The sequence below is a fragment of the Ensifer sp. 2TAB8 genome, assembly GCF_052115125.1.
Classification (GTDB): domain Bacteria; phylum Pseudomonadota; class Alphaproteobacteria; order Rhizobiales; family Rhizobiaceae; genus Ensifer.
This window is the reverse complement of sequence record NZ_JBFRGB010000012.1, coordinates 1-18258: the sequence shown is the minus strand read 5'-3', so window position 1 is coordinate 18258 and position 18258 is coordinate 1. Positions and strand designations below refer to the sequence as shown.

The 18258-nt window shown below is 58.9% G+C and carries 22 protein-coding genes; 14 read left to right on the top strand and 8 right to left on the bottom strand.

The genetic code is table 11. The annotated features are described in order from the left end of the window. Positions 1-5 precede the first annotated feature (5 nt). A complete protein-coding gene (locus tag AB4Z53_RS19720) occupies positions 6-434 on the bottom strand; it encodes an ArsR/SmtB family transcription factor (protein ID WP_441597366.1) in 429 nt (142 codons plus the stop codon). Further along, entirely contained in the window at positions 431-1075 is a 645-nt protein-coding gene (locus AB4Z53_RS19715) for a peroxiredoxin (RefSeq protein ID WP_441597364.1), read from the bottom strand. The genes AB4Z53_RS19720 and AB4Z53_RS19715 overlap by 4 nt, the downstream gene beginning before the upstream one ends. A 119-nt stretch (positions 1076-1194) precedes the next feature. On the opposite strand from AB4Z53_RS19715, the gene AB4Z53_RS19710 reads away from it, so the two are divergent. The 6 genes from AB4Z53_RS19710 (at position 1195) to AB4Z53_RS19685 (ending at position 4656) form a co-directional block, all read left to right on the top strand. Beyond that, positions 1195-2121, top strand: coding sequence for an MBL fold metallo-hydrolase (locus AB4Z53_RS19710; protein ID WP_441597362.1), 927 nt, complete (start codon positions 1195-1197; stop codon positions 2119-2121). A 5-nt stretch (positions 2122-2126) separates the two neighbouring features. Continuing rightward, positions 2127-2558: a YeeE/YedE family protein gene (locus AB4Z53_RS19705; protein WP_441597360.1), complete on the top strand. Its 432-nt coding sequence runs from the start codon at positions 2127-2129 to the stop codon at positions 2556-2558. Further along, positions 2555-3007, top strand: coding sequence for a DUF6691 family protein (locus AB4Z53_RS19700; protein WP_441597358.1), 453 nt, complete (start codon positions 2555-2557; stop codon positions 3005-3007). Before AB4Z53_RS19705 ends, AB4Z53_RS19700 begins: the two co-directional genes overlap by 4 nt. A gap of 17 nt (positions 3008-3024) precedes the next feature. Next, positions 3025-3816, top strand: a complete 792-nt coding sequence (locus AB4Z53_RS19695) for a sulfite exporter TauE/SafE family protein (RefSeq protein WP_441597356.1) — start codon at positions 3025-3027, stop codon at positions 3814-3816. 97 nt (positions 3817-3913) lie between these two features. Continuing rightward, on the top strand, positions 3914-4300 hold the full coding sequence (locus AB4Z53_RS19690) for a DUF302 domain-containing protein (protein ID WP_441597354.1): 387 nt from the start codon (positions 3914-3916) through the stop codon (positions 4298-4300). Between the two features lie 155 nt (positions 4301-4455). Next, positions 4456-4656, top strand: coding sequence for a hypothetical protein (locus AB4Z53_RS19685; protein WP_162768648.1), 201 nt, complete (start codon positions 4456-4458; stop codon positions 4654-4656). Positions 4657-4682: 26 nt separating this feature from the next. On the opposite strand, the gene AB4Z53_RS19680 is transcribed toward AB4Z53_RS19685, so the two are convergent. The 4 genes from AB4Z53_RS19680 to AB4Z53_RS19665 are packed head-to-tail and all read right to left on the bottom strand — an operon-like array spanning position 4683 to position 8907. Continuing rightward, on the bottom strand, positions 4683-6527 hold the full coding sequence (locus AB4Z53_RS19680) for a heavy metal translocating P-type ATPase (protein WP_441597352.1): 1845 nt from the start codon (positions 6525-6527) through the stop codon (positions 4683-4685). Between the two features lie 3 nt (positions 6528-6530). Further along, on the bottom strand, positions 6531-7901 hold the full coding sequence (locus tag AB4Z53_RS19675) for a sensor histidine kinase (RefSeq protein WP_441597350.1): 1371 nt from the start codon (positions 7899-7901) through the stop codon (positions 6531-6533). Then, positions 7898-8569, bottom strand: a complete 672-nt coding sequence (locus AB4Z53_RS19670; protein ID WP_291158393.1) for a response regulator transcription factor — start codon at positions 8567-8569, stop codon at positions 7898-7900. The genes AB4Z53_RS19675 and AB4Z53_RS19670 overlap by 4 nt, the downstream gene beginning before the upstream one ends. Then, positions 8566-8907 carry a PepSY domain-containing protein gene (locus AB4Z53_RS19665; protein WP_291158361.1) on the bottom strand — a complete coding sequence of 114 codons (342 nt, stop codon included), beginning with the start codon at positions 8905-8907 and terminating at the stop codon, positions 8566-8568. The genes AB4Z53_RS19670 and AB4Z53_RS19665 overlap by 4 nt, the downstream gene beginning before the upstream one ends. Before the next feature lie 131 nt (positions 8908-9038). On the opposite strand from AB4Z53_RS19665, the gene AB4Z53_RS19660 reads away from it, so the two are divergent. The 8 genes from AB4Z53_RS19660 (at position 9039) to AB4Z53_RS19625 (ending at position 15747) form a co-directional block, all read left to right on the top strand. Beyond that, positions 9039-9314 (top strand): PepSY domain-containing protein, encoded by a 276-nt coding sequence (locus AB4Z53_RS19660; protein WP_441597348.1) that lies wholly within the window; start codon positions 9039-9041, stop codon positions 9312-9314. After that, positions 9311-9874 carry a cytochrome b/b6 domain-containing protein gene (locus AB4Z53_RS19655; RefSeq protein WP_441597346.1) on the top strand — a complete coding sequence of 188 codons (564 nt, stop codon included), beginning with the start codon at positions 9311-9313 and terminating at the stop codon, positions 9872-9874. The genes AB4Z53_RS19660 and AB4Z53_RS19655 overlap by 4 nt, the downstream gene beginning before the upstream one ends. Positions 9875-10492: 618 nt before the next feature. Then, entirely contained in the window at positions 10493-11215 is a 723-nt protein-coding gene (locus tag AB4Z53_RS19650; protein WP_441597345.1) for a hypothetical protein, read from the top strand. Positions 11216-11223: 8 nt separating this feature from the next. Further along, the gene (locus AB4Z53_RS19645; RefSeq protein WP_441597343.1) at positions 11224-11466 is read left to right on the top strand and encodes a hypothetical protein; all 243 of its coding nucleotides are present in this window, start codon (positions 11224-11226) and stop codon (positions 11464-11466) included. Positions 11467-11693: 227 nt separating this feature from the next. Beyond that, positions 11694-11975, top strand: a complete 282-nt coding sequence (locus tag AB4Z53_RS19640; protein ID WP_441597341.1) for a helix-turn-helix domain-containing protein — start codon at positions 11694-11696, stop codon at positions 11973-11975. Between the two features lie 415 nt (positions 11976-12390). Further along, on the top strand, positions 12391-13968 hold the full coding sequence (locus AB4Z53_RS19635) for a recombinase family protein (protein ID WP_441597339.1): 1578 nt from the start codon (positions 12391-12393) through the stop codon (positions 13966-13968). Then, entirely contained in the window at positions 13968-14870 is a 903-nt protein-coding gene (locus tag AB4Z53_RS19630) for a ParB/RepB/Spo0J family partition protein (protein ID WP_441597337.1), read from the top strand. Before AB4Z53_RS19635 ends, AB4Z53_RS19630 begins: the two co-directional genes overlap by 1 nt. A 64-nt stretch (positions 14871-14934) precedes the next feature. Then, positions 14935-15747: a plasmid partitioning protein RepB C-terminal domain-containing protein gene (locus tag AB4Z53_RS19625; protein WP_441597335.1), complete on the top strand. Its 813-nt coding sequence runs from the start codon at positions 14935-14937 to the stop codon at positions 15745-15747. Between the two features lie 57 nt (positions 15748-15804). Here the strand turns inward: AB4Z53_RS19625 and AB4Z53_RS19620 are convergent, their stop codons facing one another. Together AB4Z53_RS19620 and AB4Z53_RS19615 are read right to left on the bottom strand one after the other, a co-directional pair. Next, entirely contained in the window at positions 15805-16086 is a 282-nt protein-coding gene (locus tag AB4Z53_RS19620) for a hypothetical protein (RefSeq protein ID WP_441597333.1), read from the bottom strand. Positions 16087-16205: 119 nt separating this feature from the next. Next, on the bottom strand, positions 16206-17360 hold the full coding sequence (locus AB4Z53_RS19615) for an amidohydrolase (RefSeq protein ID WP_441597331.1): 1155 nt from the start codon (positions 17358-17360) through the stop codon (positions 16206-16208). Between the last annotated feature and the right edge of the window lie 898 nt (positions 17361-18258).

The window sequence follows — 18258 nt, the reverse complement described above, 5'->3', positions numbered from 1 at the left end:
ATAACCTAACGAACAGGCACCACCCGAGCGAATTGTGCTGCCCCCCCGGGCTCAGACTTGGTCGCCTCGGTCGACGGGGAGGATGCGGAGGATTGTCCACTACGAGGGTCTTCAGTATCGCCGTCGGTTCCGCAGAAAAGCTTCAAGAGCAGGTCCATAACCGCCTCGACCCGTTCATCGGCGATAGAATAGTTGATGGCCCGCGATTGCCTGCGCGTTTTGACGAGACCCGCCTGGCGCAGTTCCGCAAGCTGTTGTGAAAGGGCCGGCTGCTTAAGTCCAAGTTCATTCTGGATTTCACCTACCGAACGTTCCCGCTGCGCTATGTGGCAAAGCAGCATCAGCCGGCTTGGCGTGCTGAACAGGCGCATGAATTCAGCCGCCTCGGTGGCCTTGTTCTGCAGCCTTTCGATGGGGATGTCCTTCCTGCTCATTCAGGCCGCTCCCTATAGTACCAGGCACTTGTCGGCCCCTCGGTCGCTCCCGCTTCCTCTATCGTCGTTGCCGGCTGTTCCAAAAGCGCGCCGCCGGACCGCCAGCCCTCAGGCGTGGATGCACCTTCGCGCTGAGAGACCTGCAAGGCTTCGACAAGGCGCAGAAGTTCGTCTACGGATCGACCGATGTTCGTGGGATACCAGACAATAGCGCGGATGACGCCTTTGGGGTCGATGACATATGTGGCCCTGACGGTAGCGCTGCTCGGCGCAGCACTGTCGAGCATGCCGTAGGCCTGCGCAATCACCATCGACGGATCCTCGATTAGCGGGAAATCCACCTTGACACCAAAGCTCCGCTCGATATCGCACAACCAGGCAAGGTGCGAGTAGAGGCCATCCACCGAGAGACCCAAGAGATCGCATCCGCATGCGGCGAAACGTTCTTTTGCACGCGCAAAGGCGATGAATTCACTCGTGCAGACCGGAGTGAAATCGGCAGGATGGGAAAAGAACAACACCCAACGGCCCCGGTAATCGGCAAGCGACACTTCTCCCGTCGTCGATCGAGCCGAAAAACCGGGCGCGTTATCGTTGATCCTGAGAGAGCGCGTCTCGGCTCGTGAATCGGTGTCGGTCACGTCAAGCCTCCTGAAGACTGTTTCGTCGGCTATAGCGCAGAAGCATGCGCAACTTCAACAGATACACACTTGCATATTTATAGTAAATATATATGTATTCCTTAACCAGGAGATCAGCCATGGCGGATGCCGCACTTTCCCACGCCCGCGAAACTATCCTCATCGCTCAAGCCGAGCCGGCGAAAAGGCCGGTCATAAAGTCCTTCTTCGACCCCGCTACGTTTACCGTCAGCCATGTCGTGCGCGATCCGGGCTCCAGCGCCTGCGCCATTATCGACAGTGTGCTCGACTATGATGCCGCCTCCGGGCGGACAATGAATGCTTCGGCACGGGCACTCATTAATTACGTAAAATCCGAAAATCTCGAAGTGCAGTGGCTGCTGGAGACGCACGCCCATGCGGATCACCTGTCTGCAGCTCCACTTCTGCAGGCCGAACTCGGCGGCGCGCTCGCGATTGGCCGCGAGATCATCCGGGTGCAGGAGGTCTTCGGCAAGATCTTCAATGCCGGCTCGGAGTTCCAACGGGACGGGAGCCAGTTCGACCAGCTCTTCCAGGACGGTGACAGTTTCAAGATTGGTGGTCTCGATGCGACGGTATTGCATGTGCCGGGGCACACGCCCGCCTGCCTCGCCTACGTCATCGGCGACGCCGTATTCCCCGGTGATACACTCTTCATGCCCGACTATGGCACCGCGCGCTGCGACTTTCCGGGTGGCGATGCACGCGAGCTTTATCGGTCGATCCAGAGACTGATGCTTCTGCCCGACGAGGCTCGCATGCTCATGTGTCACGACTACAAGGCGCCCGGCCGCGAGAACTATGCTTGGGAGACCACCGTCGGCGCGCAACGGACCGGCAATGTGCACGTGCACGAGGGCATTGGGGAAGATGCCTTCGTCAAGATGCGGACAGAGCGGGACGCGACCCTTTCGATGCCAAAACTGATTTTGCCTTCAGTGCAGGTCAACATGCGCGCGGGCCGCTTGCCACCCCCCGACGACAATGGCGTGCATTATCTGAAAATCCCTGTGAACGGGTTGTAACAGCGATGAATGAGATCAACTATCTCTGGCCACTGGCCGGTGGCCTTCTAATCGGCCTGTCAGCCGGCCTTTACCTCCTGCTAGACGGACGGATCGCCGGGATTTCCGGTCTTACGGCCGCGGCGATGGGCCTGACGGATGGCGGGACCAGCAAGCTGGGACTGGGCTTTCTCGCAGGCATCGTTGCCGGCGCTTGGTTCACGTCCCTCCTTGTTCGACAACCCCACATCGCCATCACCTCCTCACCCACGCTGCTGATTGTTGCCGGACTAATCGTCGGCTACGGCACGAGGCTTGGATCGGGTTGCACGAGCGGTCACGGCGTTTGCGGGATCGCACGGTTTTCGCGCCGTTCACTCGCAGCAACAGCAATCTTCATGGCCATCGCAGGCATCACCGTCTTCGTGGCCCGCCATCTTCTGGAGGGGCTATTGTGAGCGCCCGCGTCCTCGCATCGATCGTCTGCGGCGTCATCTTCGGAGCCGGCCTGGTCATCTCCGACATGATCAACCCGGCACGGGTGCTCGCCTTCCTCGATGTCGCCGGCAACTGGGATCCGTCACTCGCCCTCGTCATGGGGGGAGCGCTCATCCCCTCAACCGCCGCATACATCATCCGCGGCCGCCGCGCGGCACCCCTGTTCGACAGCCGCTTCCATGTGCCGGCAAATGCCTCGATCGACTGGAAGCTGGTCGCTGGCGCGGTCCTTTTTGGGCTGGGGTGGGGATTGGTGGGGCTCTGCCCCGGTCCGGCGATTGCCGCACTATCGACCGGGCGCTGGGAGGCCGTCTTGTTCGTTACAGCGATGGTCCTCGGAATGGCAGCCTATCGCGCTTCTCTCGGCAACGCTTTGAAAATGAGCCCTTCCCGCAACACCAAGGCCTAAAGCCCACGGAACCGCCCATGTATCTCGACACTCTACAATATCTGCTCGGCGGGCTGTCCGGTGTTCTCGTTGGCTTCACTCTCGGCCTCTTCGGTGGCGGTGGTTCGATACTCGCCGTCCCGCTGATGGTTTATCTTGTCGGAGTACCAAGCGCGCACCTGGCGATCGGCACCAGCGCCCTCGCCGTTGCAGCTAACGCCTTGGCGAATCTGGCCGCCCACGCGCGCCTCGGAAACGTCAAATGGCGCTGTGCCACCGTCTACAGTGCCGCGGGGATCGCGGGGGCGTTGCTCGGGTCAACACTTGGCAAGATGGTGAGCGGCCAGCACTTGTTGATGCTGTTCGCCCTCCTGATGCTTATCATCGGCGCCCTGATGTACAAGCGAGGGGATGCCGAGGGCAATCCGGGAGCCCAATGTAATACCGAGAATGCATCTAAAGTCCTCGGTTTCGGCGGCATGACCGGTATTCTTTCGGGTTTCTTCGGGATTGGCGGTGGGTTTCTGATCGTCCCTGGGCTCATTGCGGCGACAGGCATGCCGATCATTAATGCCATTGGCTCCTCGCTCGTCGCCGTCACAGCACTTGGGCTCACAACGACCCTCAACTACGCCTTTTCTGGCTATGTCGACTGGACGTTAGCAGCAGTCTTCATTCTCGGCGGTGTCGCAGGCGGAGCGCTTGGGTCATTCGTCGCAGCACATCTTTCGGCCAGGAAAGGCGTCCTCAATAGACTGTTCGCCTCACTGATCTTCGTGGTCGCCGGCTACATGATCTACAAAGGCGTGTGCCAGATGATTGCGGGTTGATTGCAGCGCGATCCGAAAATCAATTCTGACGGGACGCCTGCAAGAGTGCTTGAACCGAGTTGCAATGCACCGACGAAAACCGATGAGAGGAAGTGCAATGAGCTACTATTTCGCAAAGACTTTGGCGTGCGAGTTTGACGAGGCCGTTCGACGCACGACGGAAGCCTTAAAGGCAGCCGGCTTTGGCATCATCTCAGAGATCGATGTCACAGAGACACTGAAGAAGAAGATCGAAGTGGACTTCCGTCCTTACCGGATCCTCGGCGCCTGCAACCCGCGCATGGCTTATGAGGCGCTCAGCATCGAGGATAAGGTCGGCACGATGCTGCCGTGCAACGTCATCATACAGGATACTGGAGGCGGCCAGACCGAGGTTGCCGCCATTGATCCTGTCGCCTCGATGCAGGCGATCGGCAATTTAACACTTTTGGAGACGGCCAAACGGGTGCAGTCGAGTCTTCGGAGCGTAATCGAGGGACTTTGACCGTCGCCGCGGTTCGGCCTTGCATGCCCACTGTCACCTACCGCCGAAACCTGCCGGCACTGACGCAGCATCAAATCCTTGTTGTCGTCGGCAAACCCGCGCCAGCTGTCGGTGCGACGGTTGCATCTTTGTCCAGCCATTGAAGAGGCCAAAGCGTGCGTTTGAACATGTCGTTGTTTGAAGAAGCTGGTGGATTCAGTGCTGCCGATATGGTGTATGTCGATCTGGCATTAGCCGAACTGGCCGACGTAACGGACGTCCAAAGCGTCTATGACAGGCGTTTCCCTGAAGGCCATGGGCCGACGCCCGAACTGTTTGCTGTTTCAAAGCGCCGTTGCAGAAGCCCTTGCAGATGACAGACCCGCGCCAAATTGCGTGGTCGTCACGCGATTGTCGGTGAAATCCTTAGCGCACGAAGGGCGTTCAAGATTACAGCGACATCTATGGCCTCCTGGAGCAGTGCGCCTTCGACAGGAAGCAGATAGCCGAGCGCCGCCGCCACCATGGCGAAGACCGAGAGACCGATACCGAACACGACGCTTTCAATAGCAATACCCCGCGATCGCCTGGCGATCTCGATGCCGGTGAGAAGCCTGTCTATCCTGTCAACCAGAAGGACAACATCGGCCGCTTCTGCGGACGCTGCGGCTCCTCGCGCACCCATCGCAACCCCTACGTCGGCAGCGGCAAGCGCCGGTGCGTCATTGACGCCATCGCCGACCATCATCACGGGGCCGTTCTTACGCTCGCTCAGTACGGTCAGTACTTTCTGGTCCGGTGTCAAACCGGAGCGGATTGCATCGAGGCCCAGCCCCTCACCAATTCTTTCTGCGACGGCGGCACGGTCACCCGTCGCCAGGACTATGCGTTTCACGCCTTCCTGGCGCAAACCACCAAGGGTCATTGCGACCTCAGTGCGCACGGGATCTGCCATGGCGATGTATCCTGCCATCTTGTTGTCCACCGCCACAGCGACGAAAACTGAACCGGCTTCCGTGTCCGGAATTTCGATCGGCATGGCTTTGGACTGCTTCGCCACAAAGTCGTGCCCCCCGACGGCCACCGCCCGGCCGTCGACATACCCTATCACTCCGTCGCCAGCGAACTCTGTAACGTCTATGGGCAAGACAAGATCTAGACCTCGCCCTAGAGCTGCCATAACCAGAGCCTGGGCCATTGGATGTTTCGATACCTGATCGATGGAGGCTGCATGCCGCAATATATCTTCTTCGCTGAACCCCGGCTCTGCGTGGACCAAGGCGATCTGAGGGCGCCCGTCGGTCAACGTGCCTGTCTTATCCAGCACCAGTGTGTGAACGCGGGCCATGCTCTCCAGCGGACGAGCTCCCTTCACCAGCACACCGAAGTGAGCTGCACGCGATAGTCCGGCCACAAGAGCAACCGGGACGGCAAGGATGAGTGGGCACGGCGTTGCCACGACGAGAACCGCAACCGCCCTGATCGGATCTCCAGTGAACCACCAGGCGGCAGATGCAATCAGTAAGGTCACGATTAGAAAGCCAACCGACCACCGATCCGCAAGTCTCGACATTGGAGCCTTCGACCGTTGGGCGTCTTCTACCAGACGAACGATGCTGGCATAGGTACTGTCCTTCGCCTCGTGCTTTGCGATCATATCGAACGCATCACCGGCATTCGTCGATCCACTCAGTACCGCAGCCTCCCGCTTCAGCGAAACAGGAAGCGGCTCTCCCGTCAGTGCAGACATGTTGACGAAGGCACTGGCGGACGAGACGGTTCCATCGACGGGAACGACATCACCTTGGCGGATCAACAAACGATCGCCGCGCCGAACGGAATCCACCGAAAGCTCCTGGAGGCTGTCGTCGACATAACGCGTCGCGGTTCGAGGCACGCGAGAGAGCAGATCGTGCATCTCGCGGCGTGCCTTTCCCTCGGCGAAACTTTCGAGGAAGGCGCCTCCCGTGTACATCAGCGCGACAATCGCGGCCGCCAAAGTTTCGTCGAATGCGAGCGCGGCCGACATCGACAGTGCCGCAACGATGTCAAGGCCGAGTTCTCCCCGCCACAAGCTTCGCAGTATCTCGACGAACAGGGCCGCCAGCACCGGAAGAGTGGCAATGCTCCAAGCGAGCTGAGCGCCTTCCATTCGACCCGTTAAATAAAGGCCAAGTCCGACAATCAGGCCGCCGAATGCGAACAGTAACAGGCTGGCCTTGAATCGATCTTCAGCCGAACGTGTCATGGGTCAGGTCTCCGCAGAGGAGGTTGCATCCGGGCAGACGATTTCCGCATGGAATCCGCCTTCGGATCGATTTTCCAAGATCAGGGTCAAGCTATAGAGGTCAGCGATTTCCGACACGATCGCCAGACCCAAGCCCGAACCGGGCTTTAGACGATCAAGACGGACTCTTCGGCCCGGGAGTTCCGGCAGTTGTTCAGTCGAAACACCGGGCCCATCGTCCTCGATCACGAGGCGACACTGGTCGCCACGATAAGCGGCGGTGACGAATACGCGGCTGTTGGCCCACTTGGACGCGTTCTCGAGAAGGTTGCCTGCGATTTCCCGGAAGTCATGCGGGTCGATCGGCACCATGACGCCCTTTTCTAGGTCGGTCTCCCAAATCAGCCGCTCTCCTGCCTCGGTGTGTTGAAGCATCCGTATGGTCTCGCCGACGATTTTCTGGACGTCAGCGTCACCGCTACGCTGCTCCGGCGTGGGGCTAATCCGGGCGCGGGCAAGTTCGTGCTCGACATGGGAAAGCATGGTTTCCGTCAGATGGTCGAGTTCATCGGCGATTTCAATCTCACCTCTCTCGCGAAGGGTGAGAGCATTGTTCGCGAGCACTGTCAGGGGCGTCTTCAGCCCGTGCGCAAGGTCACTTGCCCTACCCCTCGCCTTCTCGATCGCCACGGCCTGGCTTTCCAGGAGCGCGTTTAGTCGATCGACGAGCGGTTTGACTTCGCGTGGGTACGATCCTGTCAGGCCGATAGCCTTGCGATTACGTACGGCTTCCAGGTCCCGTCCAAGGTGGTCGAGAGGCCGCAGTCCAACCCAGAGTTGGCCGATGGACATCAGAACCAGGAGGACAGCAAGAATGCCGAGGTAGGGCAGGATATCGAGAGCGAACGCTGTGCGCGCGCCATCTACCTCGTCCGCATTGATCGCAACCGCGATACGGAGTGGCCTTTTACCCTCAGGCGCGGCTAACAGCAGAACACGCTCCTGGACGAGTACATCCTTTCCTTCAGGTCCTGGAAGGCGATACTGGTGCATCGCGCCAACAGGATGCGGTTCGACCGGCAGCGGCAAGGCATAGTCGAAAAGCGAGGGTGACCGTAGCACATCTGTCTTGAAGGGGTCGTCGATTTGCCAATAGAGTCCACCATAGGGAAGCAGGAAACGGTCGCCTTCGGGATTTGCGGAGACCTGCGTTCTTCCATCGGCGGAGAAGCGGATAACTGCCGCGAGGCGGTTGATGTGTCCCGTTAGCTCGTTCTGGATGCGGCTGCTGTAGCTATTGGCGAATATTTGGACCAGAGCTATTGCGGCCGCGGCGAGACAGATCGACACGGCGATCAAAGACGTCAGGATGAAGCGACCGTGAAGCGACATCATGTGGTCTCGTCCGTTGCAATCTGATAGCCGAAACCTCTGCGCGTTACGATGGCATCTCGACGCAGTTTCTTCCGTAATCGCCCTATCAAAACTTCGACGGAATTGCTTTCCCGCTCGAAGTCTTGGGAGTAAAGCTGGTCGGTCAGTTCCATCTGTGAGACCGCTCGGTGTCGGTTCTGCATCAGGACCGAAAGGCACTTGTATTCAAGCGGGGTGACGTCGACAGGCAAGCCATCTACCAAGACTGTCCTTTGCCGCGTGTCGATGGAAATGCCGCCCGACGAGAGAACAGCGCTGGCCTGGCCGGAGTATCGCCGAAGGACAGCGTTTAGCCTGGCCAGAAGCTCTGCGATGCGGAACGGCTTGCCAAGATAATCGTCCGCGCCCGCGTTGATACCTTCAACGCGCTCCTCCCAGTTACCTCGCGCCGTTAGGATGATAACGGGCATGTCGCGGCCGTTCGACCGCCATTTCTTGAGGATCGTAAGTCCGTCAATCTTGGGTAAACCGAGATCCAAGATCACGGCGGCGAAATCGTCATGCTCGCCCGCGAACAATATAGCTTCGCCGTCGGACTCGTGCACGACATTGAACCCGGCCCTCGTGAGATGTGTGACGACATCACGGGCGATGAGCGGATCATCTTCGGCAAGCAGCACGCGCATTATTCGTTCTCGATTTCGACGATCTTGCCGACGGCAGCATCCACCTCTACTTCGGTGACTTGGCCGCCGCTTCTCAAGACCCGGAATTCGTAGACTAAGCGCTCGTCTTCACGCTCGACACTGACATTGATCAACTCGCCGGGGATTCGGCGCAGAACCAGCTCCTTCAGAACCGCCAAGGGCAGAATTCGTCCCTCACGCACCTGCCGGGCCAGCTCGTCGTTGGACGGCACAGCCGAATTTCCTGCGGACACGCGATCGTCGCCGGCACGCAGGGCTGACACGGGGAGTAACAGACCCACCACGAGCAACACCAGGCCAAGTTTGTGAAAAAGATACATCGTCGAGCAATACCATTACCGAGATGACAAGAAGCTGACAAATTCGCTCAGGTGATCGTCAGGTCGCCCCTCATAGGTTGAGAGCCGACCAGAAGAGCAACACCGCTCCTGGAGCTAACGGAGACCGACCCATGAAAAAGATCATTCTCGCAACGATCCTGGTAGCGACCGGCCTGCTCGGCAGCGCCCATGCCGAGGAAGGACAAAATTGCACGCAAGCCGCCAAGGATAAATGGTTGAGCGAGGACGCGATCAAGGACAAGGCAAAAGCCTCTGGAATTGACGTGCGCCGGGTCAAGACCGAGGGCAGCTGCTACGAGATCTATGGCATCGATGCCAAGGGCAACAAGGTTGAGACATTGTTCAATCCCGAGACCGGCGCATCGGTCGGCAAAGAGAGCGAATGACCATGGACAGGAGGGAGCTCAAGACGGCGAGCGGGGGCTCGCCTTCGCAGGTTAAGGTCTGGGACCATCTGGTCCGGGTGTTTCACTGGAGCCTGGTTGGGCTCTTCGCATTCTCTTACCTCACTGGCGATGAATGGAAGCAGGCCCATTTCGTGTCCGGGTATGCCATCATCTGCCTCCTGGTCGTGCGGATTGTCTGGGGCGTGGTCGGCACCCATCATGCACGCTTCTCGAGCTTCATTTACAGCCCTGCCACCACGTTAGGGTTTATCCGGGACAGCATCAGGATGCGCGCCAAGCGATATATTGGGCACAATCCTGCCGGGGGCGCGATGGTGATTGTGTTGCTGGCGGCGATTTCCGGAATCGTCGCGACCGGATACATGATGACGACCGACGCCTACTGGGGCGTTGAATGGGTGGAAGAGGTTCACGAGGTGCTGGTGAACATTACGCTTGCTTTCGTTGCCCTTCATATCGCAGGCGTGCTCCTCGCCAGCATCGAACACAAGGAAAACCTCGTCCGAGCGATGATCACGGGCCGGAAGCGCGCCAACTGATGAGGACGGAAGAAGAAGACTGTCATCAAAGGGAGAGCGGCTCCGCGCCGGACCCACTGGCATAAGTGGACGCCGCCGCGCCCGCCACATCCTCGGAGGAGTTTACGGCCGTGCGACGGCTTTTACCATAGCATCGGCCTCTCAAATCCCGCGTCGGCGAGCGCCGATCGAATTCCAGCAGAAGCAGAGCCTCGTCCTCGGCGAGCAGTAAAGTTACGTTTTCCATCGTACCCTGCAGACGCATTGCCCCGATGCGCCAACGTCGGGTAGATCGCCTCGAAGATCAGCGCGCGGAACACCCAAGACATGCCGCAACGGCCAGAGTTCCAATAATGAAGATGCATTGAGCGGCGTCAAGGACACAGATGCCGGGGCTCGATAGCGTGCACGTTAGTTTCGCCAACGTTTCGGCGCGAGCAGTTACCAAAAGACTGGCCATCCAATCAACAGCAATACCGGGTGGAGCAACATGCACGCAAAGAACAGTTATGCCCAGCGCCCGACAATAGGTCGGCGGAGCAATGCGAATGTTCAACTGCGACGCGATCGAGAGGCGACATGACGACAGGAATAGAAAGTCCACCGATGCCCCGTCCTCGCAGGAATTTTTCGAGGACGATGGTGCGTCGCTTAAGGCCACTCGCCCCTTTCGCGCCGGTTCAGCTCACCGAGACCTTTGGAAAATTCATCTGGAGTGTCACCGGCCTCCATCAATTCTACGTCGGCGCCGTCGCTATTGGCGTAGCGCTCTTCAACTTCATTCCGATTGAGTTGCAGCGCAGAATAATCGACGAAGCCGTTGCCACCAAAGATATGAGGCGACTTGCCATTCTGGGCCTTGTCTACCTCGCAGTTCTGGGCGTGTACTCCTGCCTGAAATATGTACTGTCCATCTATCAGGGCTGGATTGCCGAAAGCGCAATCAAGACCACTCGCGATCATCTGGCTTCAGTCGCGTGCAACCGTGTGAAACAACCGACCGAAGTAAGCGGGCAGACTGCCAATGTACTTGGCAACGAAGTCGATACGGTGGGCGGGTTCGTCGGGACGAGCATCTCGGAGTTTGTTGTCAACACCAGCATGATGCTGTCTGTCGTAGCCTATATGATCTACATGGAGCCGGTGATCGCCCTTTTCAGCGTTGGCGCCGTGATCCCTCAGTTTCTTCTCGCAAAGTACCTGCAACAGAGCCTCAACAAGCGGGTCGAGCGGCAGATCGGCTTGGTACGCAAACTTGGCGATCAGGCTGTTGACCATTCGTCCAGAAAAGCAGCCATGCTCCATGCCACGCATCGAACCATCCGAACGATCTTTGGAACCGGATCGAGCTCTACCTGCTAAAATTCGGATTGAAGACCCTGCTCAACATCGCCAACTCGCTCGGCTCGCTTATGGTGCTTATGGCCGGCGGTTATCTCGTGATCAAAGGACAGACGACTATCGGAACGGTCATGGCTTTCGTTTCCGGGTTTCAGCGCCTGTCCGATCCGACAGGAGATCTGTTAGATTTCTATCGGACGTATTCGCAGGCCAAGGTGCAATATCGCATGATCATAGAATGGGTAGCAGGCATTGACGCCTCCACGACATAATCGAGCGATGTTTATGTTGTCCGTCTAAACCCAGTCTCTAAATCAACGCTGCGCACCAGCTTGAGCTAGAAGCCTCGGTTCGGCAGATGCTTCGTCCGTTCCGGCGCGAAACAGATGCCGGGACAAGCCGCGGTCGTCCTTGGCGAACTCCCAGGCGCAAAGGCCGCCGGAACCAGCATGGCGATGGTTGATGCAATTGTACCCCGCCAGTTCCTGCGGGATCCTGGGTGTCGGGCTTCGTGCGAAATACTCAGGTGAACCGACCGCCACGAGCCGCCAGTCCGGCGCGATGCTTGTCCATCCCGCAGGAGCTGACGCCGGGTGAGATCAAGGCGCTGCGCGAGAATAATCATGTCAGCCAGCCAGTCTTCGCGCGCTACCTGAACACCAGCGAGTCGACAGTGCAAAAGTGGGAAACCGGCGCAAAGCGGCCGAGCGGCCCCGCACTAAAACTGCTCTCGATTGTCCGGAAACGCGGCATCGTTGGCGCTGCACATGTATGCACCTAGGAGCGCAGCGCCCTCAGAATTGCGCCTGCGCGTGCCAGTGAAGCTTCGGCGGCACGCAGTTCAACGGAGACAGATAACAAGTCGCGGCGTGCTAGTGAGAGCACAACCTGCAACACCTCATCCGAATGTCTGGCCAGCAGAATGAGGTGCCATCCATCTGGGCCGCGATCGCCGGCTAACCAATACCTGGCCGTTCGGCCACTCGCGCCTGTCCAGCGCATGATCGTCTTTATGGCACGGCCTCCCCCACCCAACTCATGGCGCAGCGCCGCGGCGATGGCGGCAACGTAGTCATCCCTTGCGCCCCGCGTCTGTGCTGGAACAATTGTGCCGGTATTCGGAACCATACTGCCCACCTCCCCGGTCTATAATCGCGCCTTCTGGCCTCAATTCACGCGCGATATACCGGCACGCCATGGTCATTGTTTGGACTGAGAACGGCGACAACCAACCATCCCCGGCCGAGCAACCCATGGTTCGCGCGGCGATTTACGTGCGGATGTCGACCGAGCATCAGAAGTATTCGACCGACAATCAGACCGCCGCCATCAATCGCTACGCCGCCAAGCACCACTTCGAAATCGTGCGATCCTACGCCGACGAAGGCAAAAGCGGACTGAGACTGGTTGGAAGAGATGCGCTGCAGGCGCTGCTTCGGGATGTGGAAGAGGAGACCGCCGACTATGAGGTCATCCTTGTCTACGATGTCAGTCGCTGGGGCCGGTTTCAGGACCCTGATGAAGCAGCGGAAATCGAACTGCGCTGCAAACGTCATGGCATTCGTGTGCATTATTGCGCCGAGCAGTTCAGCAATGACGGCAGTATCGGCTCTTCAATCATAAAGACGGTCAAGCGGGCGATGGCAGGAGAGTACAGCCGTGAACTTTCGGTAAAGGTCTTTGCGGGTCAGGCAAATCTCATCCGGCTCGGTTTTCGCCAAGGCGGCGCGCCCGGGTACGGTTTGCGGCGCCTTCTCATCGACCACGCCGGGAACTCAAAGGCGCTTCTCACTCGAGGAGAGCATAAGAGCATCGCGACCGATCGCGTCATCCTCGTACCCGGTCCCTCAGACGAGATCCGTGTGGTTCGCCGAATGTACGAGCTGTTTGTGACTGAGGGACGCATCGAGTCCGAGATCGCTGAGATCTTGAACAACCAGGGTCTATGCACCGATCTAGGGCGTCCGTGGTCTCGGGGCTCCGTGCATCAGGTCCTCATCAACGAGAAATATGTCGGCAACAACGTTTGGGCCCGGACGTCTTTTAAGTTGAAGCAAACCCATGTGAAAAATCCCGAAGCAACTTGGGTTCGCGCCGATGGAGCGTTTGAGGCAATTGTCGATTTCGAGACCTTCAGCAAAGCACGTGAGATCATCGCGGCAAGGTCCGCACGGCTGTCAGATGAGGCGATGCTCGACAAGTTGGCCACTGTGCTTGCCCACCACGGATATCTGACGGGTTTAATTATCGACGAGGCGGAGGGCTGCCCATCGAGCAGTTCATACGCTGGACGGTTCGGCACGCTTCTCAGGGCCTACGCCTTGGTCGGATTTATCCCCGATCACGATTATCGCTATCTTGAGATTAACCGTGCTCTCCGCTGCATGTTTCCTGACGTGCTGGCCACCATAGTCGCCGGGCTGCAAGCGGCAGGTGGCACCGTCTTTCGTCACGACGACACGGATCTCCTGACCATCAATAGCGAGTTTACCGCCTCCATCTTGATCTCACGATGCTTCCAGACGAGCGCGGGCACGTTGCGGTGGAAGGTTCGACTGGACGCGGCCCTTAAGCCCGACGTGACGGTCGTGGTGCGCATGGATGCCGATAATGCTGCTCCCTATGACTATTACCTGCTTCCRCTGCTCGACATGCCAGAGGCTGTTCTGCGCCTCTGTGACAGCAACGGACTTTCCCTTGATGCCTATCGCTGCGAAACGCTCGAGCGCTTTTACGTGATGGCCGCTCGCACGAGCCTTTTGGAGGTCGCCTGATGGTCGCCGTTCCCGCCCAGAAGATCGATATGATCCCGATCGACCGTGTTGTTGTCGTCAATCCGCGAATTCGAAACAAGAAACAGTTCAAGGAGATCATCGCCAATATCGGTCAGATCGGCCTGAAACGACCGATTACCGTAACGCGCAGAATGGATGCGGAAGGCCCGTTCTACGATCTCGTATGCGGACAAGGACGCCTCGAAGCTTTCATCGCGCTTGGTCAAAAAGAGGTTCCCGCAATCGTCGTGAACGCGAACTCTCAGGACTGCCTGGTGGCAAGCCTTGTCGAAAACTGCGCGCGGCGGAAACACCGAGCATTAGATCTTCTGCGCGACATTGGCGGTATGAAGGACCGCGGCCATAACGTGCCCGCCATCGCGCGGATGACGGGACTGTCCACCGAATACGTCTATGCCGTTGTGCGTCTTCTGGAAAAGGGCGAAGATCGGCTTCTGAGGGCCGCCGAAGCAGGGCAGATCCCATTTACGGTCGCTTTGGAGATTGCTGAGGCTGAAGATCATGAGGTTCAGTCCGCGCTTCAAAACGCCTATGAAAACAAACTTCTTCGCGGCAAGAAGCTGATGATCGCCAAACGGGTCGTCGAAGCGCGTCGCAACAGCGGTAAATCGCTCAGCTATCGGCGTAGCGCTCCGCAAAAAACCATCTCTTCGGAGGCCCTGCTGCGCGCGTTCCAGGACGATGCGGATCGCAAGCGAATTCTCATTCGACGGGCCGAGGCCGCAAAAGCACGCTTGACGTTCATCACCGAAGCTGTGCGCCGATTGATCGGCGATACCGATTTCAAGAACATTCTTGAGGAAGAAGGTCTCATCAGCCTTCCCGAAGCACTCGCCAAGCGGCTTATCGCTGAGAGGGGGCCGCAGCATGAGAGACACTGATCCGAGGCCAGCAGTCCCACTTGCTTTCGAGACTACGAGCCTTCGCATTCCCATTGCCGAGATCTTGGCACTGAAGGAGCTATCACAAACGGCGATCCGATCGATCAAGTACACGCAGATTGCTGCGTCGATAGCTGAGCTGGGCCTGATTGAGCCTCCGGTCGTCATCCGCGATCGCGCGGATCCGACGGTGTTTCATCTGCTCGACGGCCATGTTCGCGTCGACGTCCTCAAGAAACTTGGCCAAACGGAAGTCGTCTGTCTCGTTGCAACCGAAGACGAGTCATTTACCTATAATCGCCGTATTAGCCGGCTGGCGACAATCCAGGAGCACAAAATGATCCTGACCGCGATCGAGAAGGGGGTCTCGGAAGAGAGGATTGCGCGCGTCCTCAACGTCAATGCTTCCAGTATCCGGCAAAAGAAGAACTTGCTTGACGGAATCTGCCCGGAGGCGGTGGAGTTGTTCAAGGACAAGCACGTGCCGATCAACACGCTTGTCCAGTTCAAGAAGATGAAGCCGTTGCGCCAGATCGAAGCGGCCCAATTGATGGCCGCAATGAACAAATACACAGTCGCCTACGCTCGGTCCCTGGTGGCTGCGACGCCAGAAGCCATGCTGGTGCGCCCGAAGAAGCCGATCAGAGGCCTAACAGTGGACCAAATCGCCTTGATGGAGAACGAGGCAGCCAGCCTTGACCGTGAATTCAAGGCGATCGAACATGACTATGGCACCGATCATCTCGATCTGGTGTTGACGACCGGGTATCTGACCCGCCTGCTCAGCAATGCTCGGGTCGTTCGCTATCTCGCACAAAACTTCCCCGATATCCTGGCAGAGTTCCAAAAGATCTCGGAGCTGCGAAAGGCAGCTTAGCGGCCCGACCCCCTGTAGGCTACGGATCGCCCGTATCAAAAACTACCGGGCGCTGCCCTATTTTCCCGCCCGCCTGGTGCACTGGTTCTGCTGCTTGATGCAGGCGATCTCCGCCGTCGAGCATTCGGCGATGCCATTCACGACCGCGCAGTGCGAGCATTGATCGGTGAACTCCAGGCAGTCCGGATTGGCCTTCATAAAGTCCTTGAGGCTAGCATTCACGGTCTGCTGCCGCTCAGGAACAGAACCGGCGCCGGGCGTATCGGCCGCGCGAGCAGTCGCTGCGCCCGCGACGGCAAGCGCCAGGTAAAGCGCCATACGAAAGCTGGACTGCGTCATCCCCCCGCTCCTCCTGAGCGTAAACCCGGACGCGGCGCTAAACGGCTTTCCGTCCGGGACTGCACAATTTCAAAGATTGCCGTCACAACGTCTGCCGCGCAAGCGGCCGTCCGCCGCCCTCACCCAAGTTCGTTGCGGATCGCCCGCATGAACACCCGTGCGCCGATGTCGATCAGATCGTCGGGAAAATCATAGTCCGGATTGTGCAGCCGCGCATGGTTTTCGCCGGCGCCCAGGAAGAACATCGCCGCGGGCGCGACCCGGCCGAAAAGCCCGAAATCCTCGGAGCCCTTCATCGGCAGGACGTCCTCGCCCTCGTCATGGCTGACGCCCTCCGCATCCATGGCGCGCTCGAGCGCGGTCACGGCAACGTCCGCATTGCTGCACTGGTGGAACACGTCCTCGTAGCTAATCTGAACCTTCAGCCCGGCAGCTTCCGCCTCTTTGGCGACAAGCGCCTCGGCGCGGGCCACGAGGTCGGCCATGCGTTCGTCGGTGAGCGTGCGGAGCGTCGCCCAGACTTCGGCATGGCCGGGGCTGATGCCGAAGGCCGCTTCGCCGAGCCGGGCATGCGTCACGGTCACCAGCATGTAGTTCTCGTTAAGCGGCCCGTTGTTGCCAAGCGCCGTCAGGCCGGAAAGCAGCGAAGCAACAGCAAAGGTCGGCGCAATCCCGTCCTCCGGCGTCGAGGCATGCGCCGTTTTGCCCGAAAGCGAAATCCGCATGCCGCGCGAGGCGCAGTTCACTGGCCCGCTGCGCAGCGCCGCATGGCCAAAGCTTAATCCCGGAAAATTGTGCAGCGAGAAGACGAGATCCGGCGTGATCGCGGTAAATTTCGGATCGGCAAGCACGGCGGCCGCCCCGGCGCCGTTTTCCTCTGCCGGCTGGAACATCAGGATAGCCCGGCCTTTCGCCGGCCGCTTGCGCCCCAGTCCCTTGGCAAGCGCCATCAGGATCGTCATGTGCCCGTCATGGCCGCAGAGATGCCCCTTGCCCGCGATCTGCGAGCGATGCGCGATCTCCGAGATTTCCTCGATCGGCAGCCCGTCGAGCTCGGCCCGCACCAGGACAGTCGGTCCCGGCTCCTGGCCCTCAAAGACCGCCGCAACCCCGTGCCCGCCAAGCCCCGTCACCACCGCATCCGGCTTCGTCTCAGCAAGCGCCGCCACGATCGTTTCCGCCGTCTCCCTCTCCTCGCCCGAAACCTCCGGCCGCCGGTGCAGGTGGCGCCGAAAGGCGGCAAGCGCCTCCAGTTCCTGCTCAATCAGATACAATGTTGACCTCCGTTAGCGCTGTCCGCCGCACTTCAAAACTCAGGCAGATGCTAGCTTAGATCACCAATTCTCTACTGAATGAAGGGGCTGCGAGGCAGTCGGCCGGGTCGGAAGGGAATATCGCCGACGGCGGCCGCGTGGACCTCTCCCCTCGTCGTGCCAGACTTGCGAATAAACTCATCGCGACTCGCTTTCTCAATCGGTTTGCTGCTTTTCTGGTAGCGCCCGTAGCTCAAAGGTTAGAGACGTCGGCTCATAACGGACTGGTTGCAGGTTCGAGTCCCTCCGGGCCCACCATATGTCGATCTCTCTCCTCGATGCGGTTTTCAGGCGGTCATTGCCGACACCGGCGATACCACGATACTGACCGCCAAAGCGACCCGGGTTGCTGCAAGGGTCCAGCAGATCGATCCGACGGGAAAAACGTACCCGTTACCGTTGCCGATCGGAGTCAGAAGGCAAAAAATAGTAGGACGGCCAGCGTGATCTCGCGGCAGCAACGTGACGTCAATCGGTCGCCCGACCCCGTTCTAAAGATAACGGCAATCGCGTCCTCAAGGACTTTTGGCAGACCGAGGACATTTAGTCCAACAATAGTCTGAAAAATCAAACGAGCGCGCTCTGTAGACCTGAGGAGGTAGGGTCCCTGGCTGTTCAGTTGCGGGCGGACAGTTCCGGGGAAGTAAGTTCAGCCGCTGACGCCGATCAGGTCGACCGAAGACAGAATAAGCGCCGCCCCCCGAACCTTCGCTAGGGTCTGTACTCAATAGGGATTCCGGGTTCTGCCAAATTGTGATTCAAGGTCTTGGAGTTGGAGGCCTTGATGAAGCAGCGGCAGTTGACCTGGTTGAGCGATGCGGAGTGGGCTCGGATCGAGCCATTGTTGCCGCGAGGACGC